This window comes from Pseudomonas sp. MF6776 (genome assembly GCF_016613125.1).
In the GTDB taxonomy this organism is placed as follows: Bacteria; Pseudomonadota; Gammaproteobacteria; order Pseudomonadales; family Pseudomonadaceae; genus Aquipseudomonas; species Aquipseudomonas iridis.
In genome coordinates this window covers 24,346-42,556 of the sequence record NZ_JAENSQ010000038.1, presented here as the reverse complement: position 1 = coordinate 42,556, position 18,211 = coordinate 24,346, and the positions used below count along the sequence as shown (strand labels likewise).

The following is an 18,211-nucleotide window of genomic DNA, read 5'->3' as shown; positions in this document are numbered from 1 at the left end:
TCAACCACTTGCGCTTCCGATCTCTCGTTAGCGGGAGGCGAATTCTACAGCGTTACTCGCTGTTGTCAACACCTCTTTTTCTCCGCTTTCGACCGAGAAGATCGAACCGTTAAAAGAGCCAAACATCGCCGCTCTTTCAACTCCTTCCAGGCTTCGATGAACTGAAGCGACCCGCTCTCGAAACCTACTTAACTCATTGAATCTCAAGGAGTTTTCCGTTTCGACTGCGCCGGAAGTGGGGCGAATTATAGACGTCTGGAATCTGCCGTCAACCGCTAATTTCGATTTTATCGAAACTTCCGAAAATCCTGCTTATATATAGACGTCAGAGGCATGAATGCGCAATATATTGCCCACTATCTACAACAATACCCGCTCTTACCTTGGACGATGCCGCGCAATGAATGACCAACCCCGCTCTCTTGCCTCAATGCTGTTCCCGGTTGGCCTGCTATTGATAGCCATGGCATCCATCCAGTCCGGTGCATCACTGGCCAAAAGCATGTTTCCAGTGGTGGGCGCTCAGGGGACGACAACCCTGCGCCTTATTTTCGCAAGTGTGATCATGCTTCTATTGCTGCGCCCCTGGCGAGCAAAGCTGACAGCCAAGTCGCTGCGTACGGTAATCGTCTACGGCATGGCGTTGGGAGGCATGAACTTCCTCTTCTATATGTCATTGCGCACAGTGCCGCTGGGCATCGCCGTTGCTCTCGAATTTACCGGCCCATTGGCCGTAGCTATATATGCATCCAGGCGCGCCATCGATTTTCTGTGGATCGGCCTGGCCATAGCCGGCCTGGTGCTATTGATACCGACGGGGGCGACAACCGCGGGAATCGACCTGGTTGGGGCGGGGTATGCATTGGGTGCCGGGATCTGCTGGGCGCTATACATTCTGTTTGGTCAAAGGGCCGGTGCTGATAACGGCGTCACGACCGCAGCGTTAGGGGTGATGATCGCGGCGCTGTTCGTGGCTCCCATCGGCATCGTGCATGCCGGCGCAGCGCTACTCACACCCTCGCTGATCCCGATTGCGATCGGCGTCGCCATCCTGTCCACCGCCCTGCCCTACACCCTGGAAATGGTTGCTCTCACCCGAATGCCCGCGAGGACCTTCGGTACATTGATGAGTATCGAACCGGCATTCGGCGCGCTGTCGGGCCTGCTGTTTTTGCAGGAATACCTCACGCTGTCACAATGGATGGCGATCATGTGCATTATTCTGGCTTCCGTTGGCGCGACCATGACCATGGGTAGCGCCGCCAAGCCTGCCATTGCGGCAGATTGAAACAGGATTTGACGAAGGTCTGGCAATTGGCGTTCATTTAGGCCATGTTTAGGCTCGCAACCCAATGCCAGATATGGATTTTTTCCGACAGGGATTTCGAAACGCTGAGAGCGCAAGCGAATACAGGCAGACCGGAGCATCAGACTCGCGGCAGCTATAAGGACGGTAATGAAACGAATTTTGATATTGATCGCCGTACTCGCAGTTGCGGGCTGTGCGGCGACCTCGAAAACCCAGGTGAAGCACGGCAAGAAAGGGCTGCACATCAACTGTTCGGGACTCTCGTCCTCTTGGGACAAGTGCTATACCAGCGCAGCCAACTCCTGCGCCCCGAAAGGCTACAAGGTCATCGCCAAGTCAGGGGATTCCGTAGAGGAGCCCGGCGACTATCCATTCGGCCTCAATCCCGCTGGCTACACTAGCCGCAGCATGATCGTCATCTGTAAATAGATCACGGCTGCCGGGAGATCTGACGCCCAATTTCGTCGCGGCTGGACTCCAGCACCTTGCGCTGAACGTCCGGCGTGGCCAGCATTCGCGCCACTACCAACGCGCCAACGCACTGCGACAGAATCGACCATGCCAGGCTGTCGCTCCCAAGGATCTGCGCCCAACTGTCCTGAAGCCTGCAGATCCACATCTGGGCCTGCTCACGCACCTGAATATCCGAGCGGGCGATTTCCGCGCCTAACGCCGGCAAAGCACAGCCGGATTCAGGCTGCTCTACGTGAGCCATGCTCAGATAGTGTTTGAGGCAACGCTCCAGCCGCTCACGACCCTGCCCCTCCTGCCCGCCCAGTCGCTCAAGACTTTGCCCCAACTCACGCTCGACGATGGCAGTGAACAACGCATCCTTGGATGAGAAATGACTATAGAACGCTGCACCGCTGAGCCCTATAGCCTTCATCAAACCATCGACGCCGACCGTGGAAAACCCGGATCGCTTGGCCGACAGCGCACTGCTCTGCAATAGTTTTTCCTGGGTTTCCAGCTTGTGATTGGCGGAGTAACGCATGTTGTTTGCCCTCGAATTGACCACCTTGACGCTGGCCGAATCCTAGCATAACGTTCGTTCACTTAACGATCGTTTACCAAAGGGGTTCACCCATGAATAACAAGAAGGTCGTATTGGTTGTCGGTGCGGGTGATGCCACGGGTGGCGCGATTGCCAAGCGCTTTGCCAAAGAAGGATTCGTTGCGTGCGTCACGCGGCGCAGTGCCGATAAATTGCAGCCGCTGGTGGACGCGATTCAGGCCGAAGGCGGCGAAGCTCACGGCTTTGCTTGCGATGCGCGCAAGGAAGAAGAAGTCATCGCGCTGATCGAAGACATCGAAGCCCGCCTCGGCCCGATTGAGGCTTTTGTCTTCAACATCGGTGCCAACGTGCCGTGCAGCATCCTTGAAGAAACCGCTCGCAAATACTTCAAGATTTGGGAGATGGCTTGTTTCTCAGGTTTTCTCAATGCCCGTGAAGTGGCCAAACGCATGGTCACGCGTAAACGTGGAACCATTCTGTTTACCGGCGCAACTGCCGGACTGCGCGGCTCATCGGGTTTCGCCGCATTCGCCGGCGCCAAGCATGGCATCCGCGCGCTCGCACAAAGCATGGCTCGCGAATTGGGCCCGATGAACATTCATGTTGCCCACATCGTGGTCGATGGTGCCATTGATACGGATTTCATCCGCAACAGTTTCCCCGAGAAATACGCAACCAAGGATCAGGACGGCATCCTCGATCCCGAGCACATCGCCGAAAATTACTGGTATCTGCACAACCAGCCGCGCGATGCATGGACGTTCGAGCTGGATCTGCGCCCCTGGAACGAACGCTGGTAAACCCACCGCCCATAACAATAAATAGAGAGCAGCGAAAATGACCAAAACCGTGGAGTTCTATTTCGACCTCGGCAGCCCTGCCACTTATCTGGCCTACACCCAACTACCCAGGATCTGCGCAGAAACCAATAGTCAGCTGACCTACATTCCGATGCTGCTGGGCGGTGTGTTCAAAGCTACCGGCAACGCCTCACCGGCAATGATCCCGGCCAAGGGCCGCTACATGTTTCAGGATCTGGACCGCTACGCCAAACGCTATGGTGTAGCTCTCAATTTCAATCGGCACTTTCCGATCAACACGCTGCTGTTGATGCGCGCCGTCACCGGCATACAACTGCGCCAACCGGAACGCTTTCAGGCGTTTGTCGATTGCTTGTTCACGGCGTTGTGGGTGGAGGGCAGAAACCTGAGCGACCCGGCGACTGTGGCTGCCGTGTTGAGCGAACACGGGTTTGCGCCCGATGACGTCCTGGCGCTGACCAACGACGAAACAGTCAAGGCGGCGCTGAAGGACAATACCGAAACCGCCATCAAACGAGGCGTTTTCGGTGCTCCGACCCTGTTTATCGGCAATCAGATGTTCTTCGGCCAGGATCGTCTCGACTTCGTCGAGGAAGCATTGCGTCAGGTCTAAATTGAAAGAAATACGCGGGCGCTGTTTTCAGCGCCCGCACATGACGATCAGATTGCAACAGTACGCGTATTCAGCCACTCCAGCGCCGCACCGTCGAGCAACGGGCTCAAGCGCTCACGAACCTCGGCATGGTAGGCGTTGAACCACTGTTTTTCTTCCTGACTCAGCAAGTCTGGCAGCAGACAACGCGTGTCGATCGGGCACAGGGTCAAGGTTTCAAACTTGAGGAAGTCGCCGAACTCGCTGCAGCCTGCCTCACGGTTCATCGCCAGGTTTTCGATGCGCACGCCCCAACGGCCCGGACGATAAGTGCCCGGTTCGATCGAAGTAATCATCCCCGGTTGCATCGCGGTCTGTGGTGACGGCGCTGCCTGATAGGCAATCACTTGCGGGCCTTCGTGCACATTGAGGAAGTAACCCACGCCGTGACCGGTGCCGTGGCCGTAATCCACACTTTCAGCCCAGATCGGCGCGCGCGCGATGGCGTCGAGCAGTGGAGACAGAATGCCTTTCGGGAAATGTGCCCGCGACAGCGCAATCACGCCTTTCAACACGCGTGTGCAATCGCGCTTCTGTTCTTCAGTCGGCGTACCGACCGGCACCATGCGCGTGATGTCGGTCGTGCCGCCGAGATATTGACCACCGGAGTCGATCAGCAACAGACCGTCCCCCTCGATCACCGCGTGCTCTTCTTCAGTAGCGTGATAATGCGGCATCGCGCCATTGGCATTGAAGGCAGCGATGGTATTGAAACTCAGCGACACATAATCCGGACGACGCTCGCGAGCAGCGGTGAGTTTCTCGTCGATGGTCAGCTCGGTAATGCGCTCACGACCCCAGGCCGATTCCAGCCAGGCGAAGAACTCGCAGAGTGCCGCGCCGTCCTGCTCCATCGCTTTACGAATGTGCGCGGCGTCGGCTTCACTTTTTTGCGATTTGGCCAACGTGGTCGGGTTCAAGCCTTCGACCAGTGTTACGCCATTGTCGAGGTTATCCAACAGACCGCTGGTGACACGCGCCGGGTCCACCAGAAGGCTCGCGCCGCTCGGCACGGCGCGCAAGGCATCGGACACTTCGCTGTAGTCGCGCAGTGTCACGCCGTCCTGTTCCAGCACTGCACGCAACGGCGCATCAACTTTGCTCAACGCAACGAACAGCGTCGCTTGTTGCTGATTGATCAGGGCGAAAGAGACGAACACCGGGTTGAACGACACATCGCCGCCGCGCAGGTTGAACAGCCATGCGATGTCGTCGAGGGTGGCGATGAAGTGCCAGTCGGCGCTGCGCTCCTGCAGGGTTTCACGCAGTTTGGCGAGTTTTTCGCCGCGGCTTAAGGTCGCTTGCGGTGGCAGATGCTGATAGATCGGCGCGTTTGGCAGAGCTGGCCGGTCGCTCCAGACTTCCTTAAGCAGATCAATATCGGTACGCAGACTCGCGCCACGTGCTTCGAGCTTGCCGCTCAACGTGCGCGCCGAAGCCACGGCCATCACAGCCCCGTCTACTGCAACTACGCCACCTTCCGGAGTCTGTTCAGCCAGCCAGTCCAGCGGACTCGGCTGCCCTGGTTGCAGCTTGACCAGTTCGATACCGCTGCCATTGAGTTCCTTGGTCGCCTGTTCCCAGTAACGACTGTCGGCCCAGACACCGGCGAAATCAAGGGTGACAATCAGTGTCCCGACCGAACCATGAAAGCCCGACAGCCACTGCCGTCCCTGCCAGTAACCCGGCAAATATTCCGACAGATGCGGGTCGGCAGAAGGCACCAACAACGCATGAATGCCTTCACGGCGCATCAGTTCACGGGTGCGCGCCAGGCGCTGGGGCACCGATCCTTCGGTCAAGGTCTGGGTACTCATCATGTCTCCTGCTAATCACGTATTCGTTATTGTTCGTAGCCATGGTTCGGCTGGTTAAAGCCCTGTCGCCCAGAATGCCGGAGCACTGGCGCAGGCGGTCTTGATCAATTCGCAAGCCTTGTCGACATCTTCTGCGGTGGTGAAACGGCCGAGGCTCAGACGAATGGTACGCCCCGCCAGACGCGCATCATGCCCCAGCGCCAAAAGCACGTGGGATGGCGCGTTGCTTGCGGAGTTACAGGCTGAGGTCGCGGAAAACGCGATCGAATGGCTCAGCGCCGCGCTGTTGAAATCGCCCTCGCCGAACGTCAGGCTCAACGTGTGAGCAATGCGCTGCCTGGCACTGCCATTAAGACGTACGCCGGGCAGACTCAGCAATTGTTCGAGCAAGCGTTCGCGCAACGCGACGATGGATTTTTTCTCTTCATCGAAAACGCCTGCGGCCAAAGCGAATGCAGCGCCCATTCCGGCAATCTGATGAGTCGCCAGCGTCCCGGAGCGCAAACCGCTTTCGTGTCCGCCACCATGAATCTGTGCCTGCACGCGTTGCTGCGCCCGTGGGCCGACGTACAACGCGCCAATGCCTTTGGGGCCATAGAGTTTGTGCGCCGAGAACGACATCAGATCCACTGGCCACTGCGCCAGGTCGATCGCCACTTTGCCGGCGCCCTGAGCCGCATCGACATGGAAGAGCGCCTCGCGACCGCGGACGATTTCACCGATGGCCGGGATGTCGTTGACAGTGCCGAGTTCGTTGTTGACCAGCATCAGCGAGACCAGAAAGGTGTCATCGCGCATCGCCTCGCTGACCGCCTGCGGCGTGATCAAGCCATCAGCGTCCGGGACCAGATAGGTCACGGCAACGCCGGCGTCCTGCAACTGGCGGGCGGTATCGAGGATGGCTTTGTGTTCGATCTGGCTGGTAATGATGTGGCCGCCGCAGACACCGCGCGCCTGGGCAACGCCTTTCAGCGCGAGGTTATTGGACTCGGTGGCACCGGAGGTCCAGACGATCTGTTCGGCTTGCGCCCCGACCAGTTCGGCGACTTGCCGGCGGGCCTGCTCGACCGTCTGCCGAGCCTGCTGGCCAAACGCGTGGGAGCTGGAGGCCGGGTTGCCGAAGTTACCGTGAAACCCCAGACATTCGATCATCACCTGGATGACCCGCTCGTCCACCGGGGTGGTGGCGGCGTAATCGAAATACAACGGACGTGTGTTCATAAAAGACTCGCAGAGCGTGTTCCGGGATCAGGAGGCTCGTGTCTGCAAACGCCACTGCGCAGCCTTGTGGGCTGCGCGTCGGTTCGAGAGCGTCATCAATACCTGATCGGATGCCGTTAAAGAAGAACAACTTCATTTAAAAGTGCGTAGGAACGCTCCTGAAGCCGAGCTTAACAGGCATCGGGTCGGCGGTTGAAGCAACGCGTCAGCTAAAGCTTTCAAGAAGTAACGGATACAACGAAATCACCAGCAATGCCGCCATGCCCCAGTTGAATACGCGCAACCAGCGCGGTTCCTTCAGCACATTGCGCAGCAGCGTGCCACACGCTGCCCAGACGCCGACGCTCGGCAAGTTGATGATCGCGAACACCGCGGCGATCACCACGACGTTGGTGAAGTATCCCTGCATCGGCGTGTACGTGCTGATGGCACCAATGGCCATGATCCACGCCTTGGGATTGACCCACTGGAACGCCGCGGCGCCCAGGTAGCTGATCGGTTTGGCTTCGCCCTGGACGTTGTCACCGACCGGCCCCGAATGGGCGATCTTCCATGCCAGATACAACAGATACGCCGCGCCGACGTAGCGCAGGACCGTATAGAGAATCGGATAGGACTGAAACACTGCGCCCAGACCAAATCCCACGGCGACCACTAGGACGAAGAATCCACAGGTGATGCCGAGCATATGCGGGATGGTGCGGTTAAATCCGAAGTTGACGCCCGATGCCAGCAACATAGTGTTGTTCGGCCCCGGCGTAATCGAGGTGACAAGGGCAAACAGGGCAAAGCCCAGCAGTAAATCAAGCGAGAGGTTCATGGTGCAGTCCGTCAGGGTCATTCAGGTGTAGACCCTACCCCACGCGGCCCGGCAAACCCACGGACAGTTGGCTAATACTTCAAGCAGTACAGTTTGTTTTCAGCTGGGGCGCCCATGCAGCTGTACGGCACGTTCAGCGCTCATCTCGCCCTGCTTGTCAAAACCGAAGGCCTTCTGTGGCTGACCAAGTAATCGGGCTTTTTTTGCATGGTATTCGTCAAATGACAGACCGCTGCGGTTCAGTGCCTCCATGGCCAGTTCCCGGGATTCTTCTGCCGAGTAGGGCCGCAACTCCGGAGAAACATGGCTGGCACATCCGGCGAGTACAGAGACGGCGAGCAACAGCGAGACAGTCAGTAAATGATTCATGAGAGCGTCCTGGCGAGCAATGTGGGGTCGATGGAGAAAGGCTACGCCCCGACACGCATGCGCAGAAATCAACGCTCTCAATAGTGGCTATCAGCAAATCATCACCAAACCGCATATCTCCCCAAAAGTGAGCGCCTGACAAAGCTGTCGATCTAACCGACCAGGTTGCAGTGCAACGCATCATCGTGACTGCGAGCGATGCTGCTCAATACCTGAAATGAATTGAAGGTCACTGTTTTCGCCTGATGGGCGCGGATCAACTGCCAGAAATCCTGTTCACCGCTTTCGAAACTGCGGAACGCCGCTTCCCCCGCCTCGCGGGTTTGCCATTGCAGCAAGCTCAATACCCGCCGGCCATCGTCGCTGGCCTGCACGCTTGCGCTGACGAAACCCTGATAACGCTGAGCCAGGCGTTCAGTCTGCATCGACAGCGCCGAGACCAGCCCCGGCTGCTGGCGAGGCTCGATCTCGAACTCGATCAATTGGGTGAAGCTGCTGTTTTTCGCTGATGCTTGCATGAAATTCCCCACTTATCTGTAAGGCGAATCTTGCGACTCGAAGAAGCGCAGGGTAAAACCTCTAGTTAAGTCAAGGTCAAGAGCAATTTCACCATGATCACCAACGAAAACCTGCACAAGCCCCTCACCGTCGGCGAAGTCGCGGCGCGCAGCGGTGTTGCGGTCACTGCCCTGCATTTTTATGAGTCCAAGGGTTTGATCAGGAGCCAGCGCAATGCCGGCAATCAGCGACGCTATGCACGCGCCGTGCTGCGCCGAGTGGCATTGATCAAAGTTGCGCAGCGTCTGGGGATTCCGCTTGCGCAGATCGGTGAAGCACTGAAAGTCCTCCCGGACGATCGCGCACCGACGGCGGCGGACTGGAAGTTTCTTTCGGAGCAGTGGCGACAGGAACTGGATGAACGGATCAATCAACTGACGCTGCTGCGCGACCGGCTCAACGGCTGCATTGGTTGTGGCTGCCTGTCGATGGAGGCGTGTCCGTTGCGCAATCAGGGCGATGTGCTGGGTGAGCAAGGGCCGGGGGCGCACTTTTTGGATACGTAAAGTGAGCTGCTGCTCGTCGGGCGAAATTCCTGGCCGGGAAGACAGTTCTATAGTGATTTTTCCGGGAATCCGGTGAAGCAACATTTCGGAAAATAAAAACAGGGAGAACGTCATGAGCGTCAAACCCATCCCCGAGGGGTATCACAGCATTACCCCGTATCTCGGCATCCAAAAGGCCGTCGAGGCCATCGACTTCTACAAGAAAGCGTTCGGCGCTACCGAGGTCATGCGCCTGGCCATGCCCGACGGCAGCATCGGCCACGCGGAGCTGCGTATTGGTGACAGCGCAATCATGCTCGGCTCGCCGTGCGATCAAGGGCCATTGAGCAGTCCGGAGCAAACCGTCTCAGTCGGTTTGCATCTGTATGTGACTGATGTCGACAAGTCATTCCAAAGGGCGCTGGATGCCGGGGCAGCCGTGGTGTCTGAGGTCAAGGATCAGTTTTACGGTGATCGCAGTGGAACGTTGAAGGACCCCTACGGGCATTTGTGGTTTCTCGCGACCCACAAGGAAGATCTGACTGAAGAGCAGATCAAGCAGCGGGCGATGGAGATGTTCAGCCAAGGCTGATTACCTCAGTGTCCGAACTGACTCTCTCGCGAGCAGGCTCGCTCCCACCTTGGAATGCATTTCAAATGTGGGAGCGGGCCTGCTCGCGAAAGCTCTTACAAATCCGGCATTGAAGCGGACTGACACACTCCACCAGCCCGCCCCTCCCACAATACGTTGCGATGTCGAACAGAACGCGAAACATTTACTTTCACATTCCTTATCGGGATTTATCTCGCTCATCCGTCTTATAGAGATGCAGGCCGCTCGCGTAGGCAAAAGCCACGGGCGCCTTTCGGGGATACCCGTGCTGTGAAGCCCGCAGCCACGCGCCCTTTCACCGCTCTATAGACGCGTAATCATGTCGAAAAAATCCCGTTCCAAACTGTGGTTCCTGGTACATAGCTGGCTCGCATTACCGATCTGGTTTTTCGTCCTGATCGTTTGCGTGACCGGAACGCTGGCGGTGGTCAGCCAGGAAATCGTCTGGCTGGCCAATCCACAGATGCGTGCCAGTCAGCCATCGGACGATGCGCCGCTGCTCAGTTATGACCAGATTCTGGCCGCGATCAAAAAAGCAGAACCGCAGACCGTGGTTGAAAGCATCTCCCGCCCTGACGAATCGCACTTTGCCCTGGACGTCGAGGTCAGCTACCCGGACGGGCGCTCGCTGACGGTGTACGTCAACCCATACACCGGGGTGATCCAGGGCACCGCGCCAGCCTTTGACTTCAAGGCTTTCACCCGCGCCTTGCATGGTTGGTGGCTAGTGCCGTTCACCAACGGCTTCAGTTGGGGATGGTATCTGGTGTCATTCCTTGGCGTGCCGATGCTGGTGTCGTTGATTACCGGCCTAGTGGTCTATAAGCGATTCTGGAAGGGCTTCTTGCGCCCGACTCTACGTATTCGCCATGGCGCGCGTATTTTCTGGGGCGATTTCCACCGTCTCAGCGGTATCTGGTCGATCTGGTTCATTGCGGTGATTTCCATCACCGGTGTCTGGTTTTTGATTCGGGCCTTCCTGTTCGATAACCAGATCTCCATCTCCAGCGAGCCGATCATCCCGGCCATGTCCCGTGAAAGCGTGCCGATTTCGGCGGCCGGCACTCCGCCGCCACGTATCAGCCTGGACCGCGCCGTAGAAATCGCTCAGCAAAAGATTCCGGGGCTGGAGGCCAGTTTCGTCAGCCTGCCGGGTAACGCTTACAGTCACATGAGCGTTGGCGGTCGCGGCTGGTATCCATTGATGTTCCAGACGGCGACGCTCAATCCGTACAACGGTGAGATGGCGGCTACACGGCTGCTGTCCGATCGTTCCTCGCTGGAGTTCGTCACAGAATCCATGCGCCCGCTGCACACCGGTGACTTCGGCGGGATCTGGATAAAGTTGATCTGGTTCTTCTTTGGCCTGCTGCTGAGCATGATGGTGCTCAGCGGCTTGCTGATCTGGACCAAACGCACCGCTCTGGCCACCGCCAATGCGCTCAAGCGCGAGGACAAAAAAAACCGGATCAAGGTACAACCGGCCCTCAGCCGTGAGCCTTCGGAGGTCAGCCTGTGAGCAAGTCCACAGCGATCACGCCGCCATCGCGACTGGGGCGACTTTGGCACAAATGGCGATTCCACATAAATGTCCTGTTGTTGCTGATCCCGCTTGGTTTCATGCCCAAGTATTTTGCCGACGCTTCACTGTTTCGCGGCGACAGCGGCCTGGGACAACATGAAATCGGCAATATCCAGGTCGGCCCCTGGAGCCTGCGACTGGCCGAACTGCGCAACGAAGCCCCCACCCTCACGGGCCCGGCCGGCTATATGAAAGATTTCAGCGCGGCCCTGTGCGATGCCTGTGTCGACAAGGTCAAGGCCACTTACCTGCGCATCGGCAAACCGCGCAGCTTGCGCGCAGCCGGGGCGATTTTTTTCGGTACGCCATACCGTATGGGCACGCAACTGCCGATCCCGGAGAAGACCAAACCCGACGCCGAACTGTGGATCACCATGGAAGGCTGGGACGGCAGCATGCATCAGGCCTCGATTCCCCTGAGCCAGGCCTCCCCCGCCACCATCGACTGGCTGAACAAACAAGGAGCCAAACCATGACCTGCTCGCAACGCCCTTTCCGTCTGCGAATCAGCGCCGCGTTGTTGGTGCTGTGCGCCGGCTTCAGTGCAAGCGCACTGGCGCACAACCCGATGTGCGAATGCAAAGCCGTCGATGACGAACAGATCAAATGTACCGGTGGCTTCTCCGATGGCAGCGGCGCACCCGGAGTGACCCTGGATGTGATCGGTTACGACGAAACAATTCTGGTGCCGGGCAAGCTCGGCCCCGACTCGACAGTGACCTTCAAAAAACCTGGCGCCGAGTTCTACGTGCTGTTCGACGCGGGCCCTGGCCATGTGGTCGAAATCGACCAAGCGGATATCGAAGCGCCATGAGTACGCCCACCACACAAATCGTGCGCCCGGCCGGTGCCGGCCATGAAACCCTCAACGTGTTGCTGCTGTGCCTGCTGATCCTGGCGCTGGCAGGCTCCGTGGTGGCATGGCGCGGGGTGTCCCATGAACCGGAACCTGTCGCCAGCAATCAACTGGACGCGCGCCGCGACCTCAGCGCCGCCGAGCAAGGCATCTATGCCGACCTGCGCGTGACGCTGGACGAAATCCGCTTGCTGCGCGAAGAGCAGAAAACCTTGCCGACACCGCAAAATCTGGCGGACGAAGGTTTTGCCCCGTTCGCCCAGGATGCGAGTTCCGTCGCTCGAGGTGGTCATGCATGGCAGATGCCGAGCGATGCCGCCTACTTCGGTCATAGCCTGACACCCTCCATCGCCGGTTCGTTTCTGATGCGTGTCAGCGCTGATGACCAGGCAGCGCCGGACATCTGGCTCAACCGTGACGCCGCACTCACGGCGCCTCGCGAGCTGACTGACGCCGCCCTGGCCGCTGCCGGCTGGAAACAGATCGTCGCGCAATACGATGCCGGGGTTACCCGCGAACATCGCCATTGATTCCTCGCCCTCACCCGAGAGAAGACCGTTTGCCCATGTCTATTTCATCTTCACGCCGTCCCTTGTTGCGTCTGTTTCTGTTGAGCATTTGCGCCTGCCTGCTGAGCCCGCTGGTCAGCGCCGATCCGGCGAAACGCCTGCGCATCGGCATCACCCTGCACCCTTATTACAGTTATGTGGCGAACATCGTCGGCGACAAGGCCGAGGTGGTGCCGTTGATTCCGGCCGGCTTCAATCCGCACGCCTACGAACCACGGGCCGAGGACATCAAGCGCATCAGTGGTCTCGATGTGATCGTGCTCAATGGCGTCGGCCATGATGACTTCGCCGACCGCATGATCGCCGCCAGCGAAACGCCGAACATCAAGACCATCGAGGCCAACGAAAACGTGCCGCTGCTGGCCGCCACCGGAGTGGCTGCGAGGGGTGCTGGCAAAGTGGTGAACCCGCATACCTTCCTGTCGATCAGCGCCTCCATCGCGCAGGTCAACAACATCGCTCGGGAGTTGGGCAAGCTCGACCCGGACAATGCCAAGACCTACACCCAGAATGCCCGCGCCTACGGCAAACGCCTGCGGCAGATGCGCGCCGACGCGTTAGCCAAGCTAACCCAGGCGCCGAACGCCGAGTTGCGTGTGGCCACTGTTCACGCGGCTTACGACTATCTGTTGCGCGAGTTCGGGCTGGAAGTGACGGCAGTGGTCGAGCCGGCCCACGGTATCGAGCCGAGCCCGAGTCAGTTGAAGAAGACCATTGATCAACTGCGCGAACTGGATGTGAAGGTGATCTTCTCGGAAATGGACTTTCCGTCTAGTTATGTCGAAACCATTCAGCGTGAATCGGGCGTGAAGCTGTACCCGCTGTCGCACATTTCCTACGGCGAATACACCGCCGACAAGTACGAAAAGGAAATGACCGGCAACCTCAACACCGTGGTTCGGGCGATTCAGGAGTCTGGCGCATGACATCCAAAGAAACCCTGATCGCCCAGGACGGCGAGCAACTTGTGGAAGCGAGCTTGCTCGCGAAGTCGCCCGGTCAGCCGCCATCATTGCCAAATGAAACACCGCTTACGCGAGCAGACTCGCGCTCACAGGTCACGGGGCCGACCCTGGCATTTGCAGAGGTCTGCCTGACATTGGGCCGCACGACGATTCTCGACAACGTCTCCTTCCAGGTGCAGCCCGGCACCGTGCATGCACTGGTCGGTCCCAACGGCGGTGGCAAGAGTTCGCTGATCAAGACGTTGCTGGGGCAGATGCCGCATCAGGGTCAGTTGTGTCTGCAATGGCCCGGCGAGCCCGGCACCATCGGTTATGTGCCACAGGCGCTTGAATTCGATCGCGGCTTGCCGATGACGGTCGATGATTTCATGGCTGCCATGTGCCAGCGCCGCCCGGCCTTTCTCGGTTTGAGCAAGCACTACGCCGGCGCCATCGGTGAAGCGCTGGAACGGGTCGGTATGCAGGACAAACGCAAACGCCGCATGGGCGCGCTGTCCGGAGGTGAACGTCAACGGGTGTTGCTCGCCCAGGGCTTGATCCCGGCGCCACAACTGCTGGTGCTGGATGAGCCCATGTCTGCTCTCGATGAGGCAGGGATCCGGGTCTTCGAACGCCTGCTCGGCGACTGGCGCGCGGCGGGCATCACCGTGCTGTGGATCGAACACGATCTGGAAGCGGTTGGCCGTCTGGCTGATCGGGTCACCGGCCTCAACCGTCGCGTGCTGTTCGACGCCACGCCACAACAGGCGCTAACACCGGAACGACTGCTGACCCTGTTCTCGACCCATCCACGGAGCGCTGCCTGATGAGTTATGAAGCCTTTCGGTTGATGGTCCAGGGTTGGGCCTCTTCCGGTTATTTGCCGGAGGCGCTGGCTTACGGTTTTGTGGTCAACGCGCTGCTCGCCGGCCTGCTGATCGGCCCGGTGCTGGGCGGGCTCGGCACGCTGGTGGTGGTCAAGCGCTTTGCGTTTTTCTCCGAAGCGGTCGGCCACGCAGCGCTGACCGGTGTGGCCATTGGCATCCTGCTGGGCGAACCCTACACCGGGCCTTATGGCAGCCTGTTCGGCTACTGCCTGCTGTTCGGCATTTTGCTCAACTACCTGCGCAACCGCACCGGTCTGGCGCCGGACACATTGATCGGTGTTTTCCTGTCGGTGTCGCTGGCCCTGGGCGCGAGCCTGCTGCTTATTCTCGCGGGCAAGATCAATGTGCACATTCTGGAAAACGTACTGTTCGGCTCGGTGCTGACGGTCAACGGCAATGATCTGGCGGTATTGGCCATCGTCGGCTCGCTGGTGATGGCCCTGGCGTTGCCGTTGTACAACCGCATCATGCTGGCCAGTTTCAACCCGCAACTGGCGGCCGTTCGCGGCGTGGCGGTAAAGACTCTGGATTACCTCTTCGTGATTCTGGTGACACTGATCACCGTGGCCGCCGTGAAAGTCATCGGCGCGATTCTGGTGGGTGCCCTGCTGGTGATTCCGGCGGCGGCGGCGCGCTTGCTCAGCCAGTCGCTCAAGGGCTTTTTCTGGTGTTCGGTGCTGATTGCCACGGTCAGCACGTTGTGCGGGATTCTCGCGCCAATTGTTTTCGATCTGCCGATCCCGTCCGGTGCCGCGATCATTCTGGTCGCCGGTATTGCCTTCGCCCTCGCCGCCATCGCGCGCGGGGTTGTCCCGAGTCTGAAAGGGAATCTTGGATAAATGCTTTTTTCATTGCGCAACCTGACGTTGGCCATGGCCCTGTGCGGCGTGGTCTCCACACCTTTAATGGCCGCCGAAAGCGCCAAGCCCTTGCGAGTGCTGGCCTCTCTTCCGATCACCTATGGCCTGGGCGAGGTGCTGCTCAAAGGCACCGACGTCAGCCTCGAACGCGCGGCACCGGCGAACCTGCCGGGCAGCCGCCAGACCGCGTACTTCACCGGGCGCGGCGCTCCGGCACTCAATAAACTGGCCACCAGCGCCGATGCGGTGATCGGCGTGCGCTCGCTGTGGGCCGATGACCCGCTGTATCCCTTCGCCCGTCGCAGCAACATTCGCATCGTTGAAGTCGATGCCGCACGCCCGGTCGACGGCGCGTTGCCCGGTATCGCCGTGCAACCGGATTTGAAAGTCGACGGTTTGAACAGCCAGCCGTGGCTGGCGAGCAACAACATGGGGCGCATGGCAGACGTGATGGCCGCAGATCTGGTGCGTCTGGCCCCCAGCGCCAAGCCGAAGATCGAAGCGAATCTGGCGCTGCTGAAACAACGCCTGCTCAAACTCAGCGCTGCCAGTGAGGCGCGTCTGGCCAATGCCGATAACCTGAGTGTGATGAGCTTGAGCGATCACTTCGGCTATCTGATCGGCAGCCTGAACCTTGAGTTGATCGGGCAGGATCCACGTCCTGATGCAGACTGGACGCCAGAGGATCTGAAAAAACTCACGGCGACACTCAAGGAAAACGATGTGGCGGTGGTGTTGCATCACCGTCAGCCATCGGAAGCAGTGAAAGCGGCGATTGCCCAGTCGGGTAGCCGATTGCTGGTGCTGAGTATTGATGCCGAAGATCCGGTGGCGGAGCTTGAGGGCAATGTGGATTTACTGCTCAAGGGGCTGAGCGGGGCGTAACTTCAGTTGTACCGCGTTATCGTTCATCGCTGGCAAGCCAGCTCCCACAATGATCCGAGGTGTGCACAGCATTTGTGGAGCACATCAAAACCCTGTGGGAGCTGGCTTGCCAGCGATGAGGTCCTGACAGAAACCCGTATTCCGGACATGAAAAAACCCGCTGACTGCTACCAGTCCAGCGGGTTTCTTTTTGCCCGTCTGCTTATTGAGCCGCAGCCAGCCCTTCCATCTTCTGGCGCAGGCTGAGTGGACGCATGTCGGTCCAGACTTCTTCGATGTAGGCCAGGCATTCCTTTTTCAGGCCGCTCTTGCCCACGGTGCGCCAGCCTTCTGGCACGACCTTGTAATCCGGCCAGATCGAGTACTGCTCTTCGTGGTTGACCACGACCTGAAAGAGGATGTCCTCACGGTCGAATACTGACGTCATGCTGGTTCTCCATCGTTGTAAGGGTGGGCTGCACGTCGGGTGCAGCCGGGTATGTAGAAAGAACGTTCGGCGCGCTGAAAAATTTACACAGCGGCAGTAGCGGCAGCCAATGCACGACCGAAGATCTCGGCAACGCGGTCGATTTCGACAGCGGTGATCACCAGTGGTGGCAGGAAACGCACGACGGCGCCATGCCGACCGCCCAGTTCCAGAATCAAGCCGCGCTTGAGGCATTCGCGCTGCACCAATGGCGCCAGACGCGCAAACGCCGGCGGATGGCCGAGCGCATCCGGGGTGCCCGTCGGGTCCACCAACTCGACGCCCAACATCAGGCCACGACCACGGATATCGCCCATCTGCGGAAAATCACGCTGCAGGATGTGCAGGTGCTCGCTCAGGCGCTCGCCCATGGCGGCCGCGTGTTCGCACACTTTGTGTTCAAGCAGATAACGCATCACCGCAGAACCGGCAGCCATCGCCATCTGATTGCCACGGAACGTGCCAGCGTGTGCGCCCGGTTGCCAGGTGTCGAGCCAGTCGCGGTAGACCACGACCGCCAGCGGCAGGCTGCCGCCGATAGCTTTGGACAGCACGACCACGTCCGGGGTGATACCGGCATGTTCGAAGGCGAACATCTTGCCGGTGCGGGCAAATCCGCTCTGAATCTCGTCGACAATCAGTGCTACGCCAGCCTTCTCGGTGATCCGACGCAAGCCGCGCAGCCATTCGATGTCGGCCGGAATCACTCCGCCCTCACCCTGCACCGCTTCGACGATCACGGCCGCTGGCAATTGCACGCCGGCCTCGGGATCGTTGAGCAAATTATCCAGATAGCTCAGATTGGCCTTCACCCCGTCAGCGCCGCCGATGCCGAACGGGCAGCGGTAGTCATACGGAAACGGCATGAACTGCACGCCGTTGCTGAGTAACGCACCCAGCGGCTTTTTCGGCCCCAGGTTACCCATCAGGCTCAGAGCGCCCTGGCTCATGCCGTGATAACCACCGGAGAACGATAACACGGTGCTGCGACCGGTGGCCGTGCGTACCAGTTTCAATGCCGCTTCCACGGCGTCAGTGCCGGTCGGGCCGCAGAACTGGATTTTCGCTTGCGACGCCAGTTGTGCCGGCAGCAAGCCAAACAGATCCTGGACAAACTGATCCTTGACCGGGGTGGTCAGGTCCAGCGTGTGCAGCGGCAGTTCATCGGCCAGCACCTGCTGGATCGCTGCGATCACCACCGGATGGTTATGCCCCAGTGCCAGCGTGCCGGCACCGGCCAGACAGTCGATGAACGTACGCCCTTCAACATCTTCGACATAAAGGCCCTTGGCGCGTTTGAGTGCCAGTGGAATACGTCGCGGATAGCTGCGGGCATTGGACTCCTGCTGTGCCTGACGAGCCAGCAATGGCGATTCGTTGAACTCATACAACGTTTCCGCCGGCGCCGAGGTGACCCGGGCCGATGACTCTCTGATAAGGCTGGTGGCAACTGACATCTGTCGACCCCTCGATTCGCTATGG

The 18,211-nt window shown here is 59.1% G+C and carries 22 protein-coding genes; 14 read left to right on the top strand and 8 right to left on the bottom strand.

The features are described 5' to 3' along the window. Nucleotides 1-400: 400 nt before the first annotated feature. Nucleotides 401-1,288: a threonine/homoserine exporter RhtA gene (gene rhtA, locus JJD74_RS27020; protein ID WP_042560186.1), complete on the top strand. Its 888-nt coding sequence runs from the start codon at nucleotides 401-403 to the stop codon at nucleotides 1,286-1,288. Nucleotides 1,289-1,456: 168 nt separating this feature from the next. Next, complete coding sequence (locus tag JJD74_RS27015; RefSeq protein ID WP_042560187.1) at nucleotides 1,457-1,738, top strand: hypothetical protein; 282 nt, start codon at nucleotides 1,457-1,459, stop codon at nucleotides 1,736-1,738. Between the two features lies 1 nt (nucleotide 1,739). Here the strand turns inward: JJD74_RS27015 and JJD74_RS27010 are convergent, their stop codons facing one another. Then, nucleotides 1,740-2,303, bottom strand: a complete 564-nt coding sequence (locus JJD74_RS27010) for a TetR/AcrR family transcriptional regulator (protein WP_200617212.1) — start codon at nucleotides 2,301-2,303, stop codon at nucleotides 1,740-1,742. 92 nt (nucleotides 2,304-2,395) lie between these two features. On the opposite strand from JJD74_RS27010, the gene JJD74_RS27005 reads away from it, so the two are divergent. Both JJD74_RS27005 and JJD74_RS27000 read left to right on the top strand, forming a co-directional pair. Beyond that, nucleotides 2,396-3,124 (top strand): SDR family oxidoreductase, encoded by a 729-nt coding sequence (locus JJD74_RS27005; protein WP_047302269.1) that lies wholly within the window; start codon nucleotides 2,396-2,398, stop codon nucleotides 3,122-3,124. A 37-nt stretch (nucleotides 3,125-3,161) separates the two neighbouring features. Then, nucleotides 3,162-3,758, top strand: coding sequence for a 2-hydroxychromene-2-carboxylate isomerase (locus tag JJD74_RS27000; protein ID WP_200617211.1), 597 nt, complete (start codon nucleotides 3,162-3,164; stop codon nucleotides 3,756-3,758). Between the two features lie 47 nt (nucleotides 3,759-3,805). Here JJD74_RS27000 and JJD74_RS26995 read toward each other — a convergent pair whose 3' ends face one another. The 5 genes from JJD74_RS26995 to JJD74_RS26975 all read right to left on the bottom strand — a co-directional run bounded on the left by JJD74_RS26995 (nucleotide 3,806) and on the right by JJD74_RS26975 (nucleotide 8,542). Beyond that, the gene (locus JJD74_RS26995) at nucleotides 3,806-5,614 is read right to left on the bottom strand and encodes an aminopeptidase P family protein (protein WP_200617210.1); all 1,809 of its coding nucleotides are present in this window, start codon (nucleotides 5,612-5,614) and stop codon (nucleotides 3,806-3,808) included. Between the two features lie 54 nt (nucleotides 5,615-5,668). Beyond that, nucleotides 5,669-6,835 (bottom strand): aminotransferase class V-fold PLP-dependent enzyme, encoded by a 1,167-nt coding sequence (locus JJD74_RS26990; RefSeq protein WP_115147563.1) that lies wholly within the window; start codon nucleotides 6,833-6,835, stop codon nucleotides 5,669-5,671. 205 nt (nucleotides 6,836-7,040) lie between these two features. Beyond that, a complete protein-coding gene (locus JJD74_RS26985) occupies nucleotides 7,041-7,655 on the bottom strand; it encodes a LysE family translocator (protein ID WP_042560193.1) in 615 nt (204 codons plus the stop codon). Nucleotides 7,656-7,754: 99 nt separating this feature from the next. After that, the gene (locus JJD74_RS26980; RefSeq protein ID WP_047302278.1) at nucleotides 7,755-8,024 is read right to left on the bottom strand and encodes a hypothetical protein; all 270 of its coding nucleotides are present in this window, start codon (nucleotides 8,022-8,024) and stop codon (nucleotides 7,755-7,757) included. A 152-nt stretch (nucleotides 8,025-8,176) separates the two neighbouring features. Then, nucleotides 8,177-8,542: an antibiotic biosynthesis monooxygenase gene (locus JJD74_RS26975; RefSeq protein ID WP_047302280.1), complete on the bottom strand. Its 366-nt coding sequence runs from the start codon at nucleotides 8,540-8,542 to the stop codon at nucleotides 8,177-8,179. Between the two features lie 93 nt (nucleotides 8,543-8,635). Between JJD74_RS26975 and soxR the strand changes: the two genes are divergently transcribed. From soxR to JJD74_RS26925, 10 genes are all read left to right on the top strand, one after another. Next, entirely contained in the window at nucleotides 8,636-9,088 is a 453-nt protein-coding gene (gene soxR / locus JJD74_RS26970) for a redox-sensitive transcriptional activator SoxR (protein ID WP_115147560.1), read from the top strand. 112 nt (nucleotides 9,089-9,200) lie between these two features. After that, nucleotides 9,201-9,659: a VOC family protein gene (locus tag JJD74_RS26965; protein ID WP_042560197.1), complete on the top strand. Its 459-nt coding sequence runs from the start codon at nucleotides 9,201-9,203 to the stop codon at nucleotides 9,657-9,659. Nucleotides 9,660-9,999: 340 nt separating this feature from the next. Next, nucleotides 10,000-11,199 carry a PepSY-associated TM helix domain-containing protein gene (locus tag JJD74_RS26960; protein WP_047302284.1) on the top strand — a complete coding sequence of 400 codons (1,200 nt, stop codon included), beginning with the start codon at nucleotides 10,000-10,002 and terminating at the stop codon, nucleotides 11,197-11,199. Continuing rightward, on the top strand, nucleotides 11,196-11,738 hold the full coding sequence (locus JJD74_RS26955) for a hypothetical protein (protein WP_042560199.1): 543 nt from the start codon (nucleotides 11,196-11,198) through the stop codon (nucleotides 11,736-11,738). The genes JJD74_RS26960 and JJD74_RS26955 overlap by 4 nt, the downstream gene beginning before the upstream one ends. After that, the gene (locus JJD74_RS26950) at nucleotides 11,735-12,076 is read left to right on the top strand and encodes a hypothetical protein (protein WP_047302285.1); all 342 of its coding nucleotides are present in this window, start codon (nucleotides 11,735-11,737) and stop codon (nucleotides 12,074-12,076) included. Before JJD74_RS26955 ends, JJD74_RS26950 begins: the two co-directional genes overlap by 4 nt. Continuing rightward, a complete protein-coding gene (locus JJD74_RS26945) occupies nucleotides 12,073-12,648 on the top strand; it encodes a DUF6162 family protein (RefSeq protein ID WP_200617209.1) in 576 nt (191 codons plus the stop codon). Before JJD74_RS26950 ends, JJD74_RS26945 begins: the two co-directional genes overlap by 4 nt. Nucleotides 12,649-12,683: 35 nt before the next feature. After that, the gene (locus JJD74_RS26940; RefSeq protein WP_042560202.1) at nucleotides 12,684-13,613 is read left to right on the top strand and encodes a metal ABC transporter substrate-binding protein; all 930 of its coding nucleotides are present in this window, start codon (nucleotides 12,684-12,686) and stop codon (nucleotides 13,611-13,613) included. Continuing rightward, the gene (locus JJD74_RS26935; RefSeq protein ID WP_200617208.1) at nucleotides 13,610-14,458 is read left to right on the top strand and encodes a metal ABC transporter ATP-binding protein; all 849 of its coding nucleotides are present in this window, start codon (nucleotides 13,610-13,612) and stop codon (nucleotides 14,456-14,458) included. Before JJD74_RS26940 ends, JJD74_RS26935 begins: the two co-directional genes overlap by 4 nt. After that, nucleotides 14,458-15,357 (top strand): metal ABC transporter permease, encoded by a 900-nt coding sequence (locus tag JJD74_RS26930; protein WP_007917717.1) that lies wholly within the window; start codon nucleotides 14,458-14,460, stop codon nucleotides 15,355-15,357. The genes JJD74_RS26935 and JJD74_RS26930 overlap by 1 nt, the downstream gene beginning before the upstream one ends. Beyond that, a complete protein-coding gene (locus JJD74_RS26925) occupies nucleotides 15,358-16,263 on the top strand; it encodes a metal ABC transporter substrate-binding protein (protein ID WP_200617207.1) in 906 nt (301 codons plus the stop codon). Nucleotides 16,264-16,465: 202 nt separating this feature from the next. On the opposite strand, the gene JJD74_RS26920 is transcribed toward JJD74_RS26925, so the two are convergent. Both JJD74_RS26920 and JJD74_RS26915 read right to left on the bottom strand, forming a co-directional pair. Continuing rightward, nucleotides 16,466-16,690 (bottom strand): MbtH family protein, encoded by a 225-nt coding sequence (locus JJD74_RS26920; protein WP_200617206.1) that lies wholly within the window; start codon nucleotides 16,688-16,690, stop codon nucleotides 16,466-16,468. An 83-nt stretch (nucleotides 16,691-16,773) separates the two neighbouring features. Beyond that, entirely contained in the window at nucleotides 16,774-18,186 is a 1,413-nt protein-coding gene (locus JJD74_RS26915; RefSeq protein ID WP_200617205.1) for an aspartate aminotransferase family protein, read from the bottom strand. Between the last annotated feature and the right edge of the window lie 25 nt (nucleotides 18,187-18,211).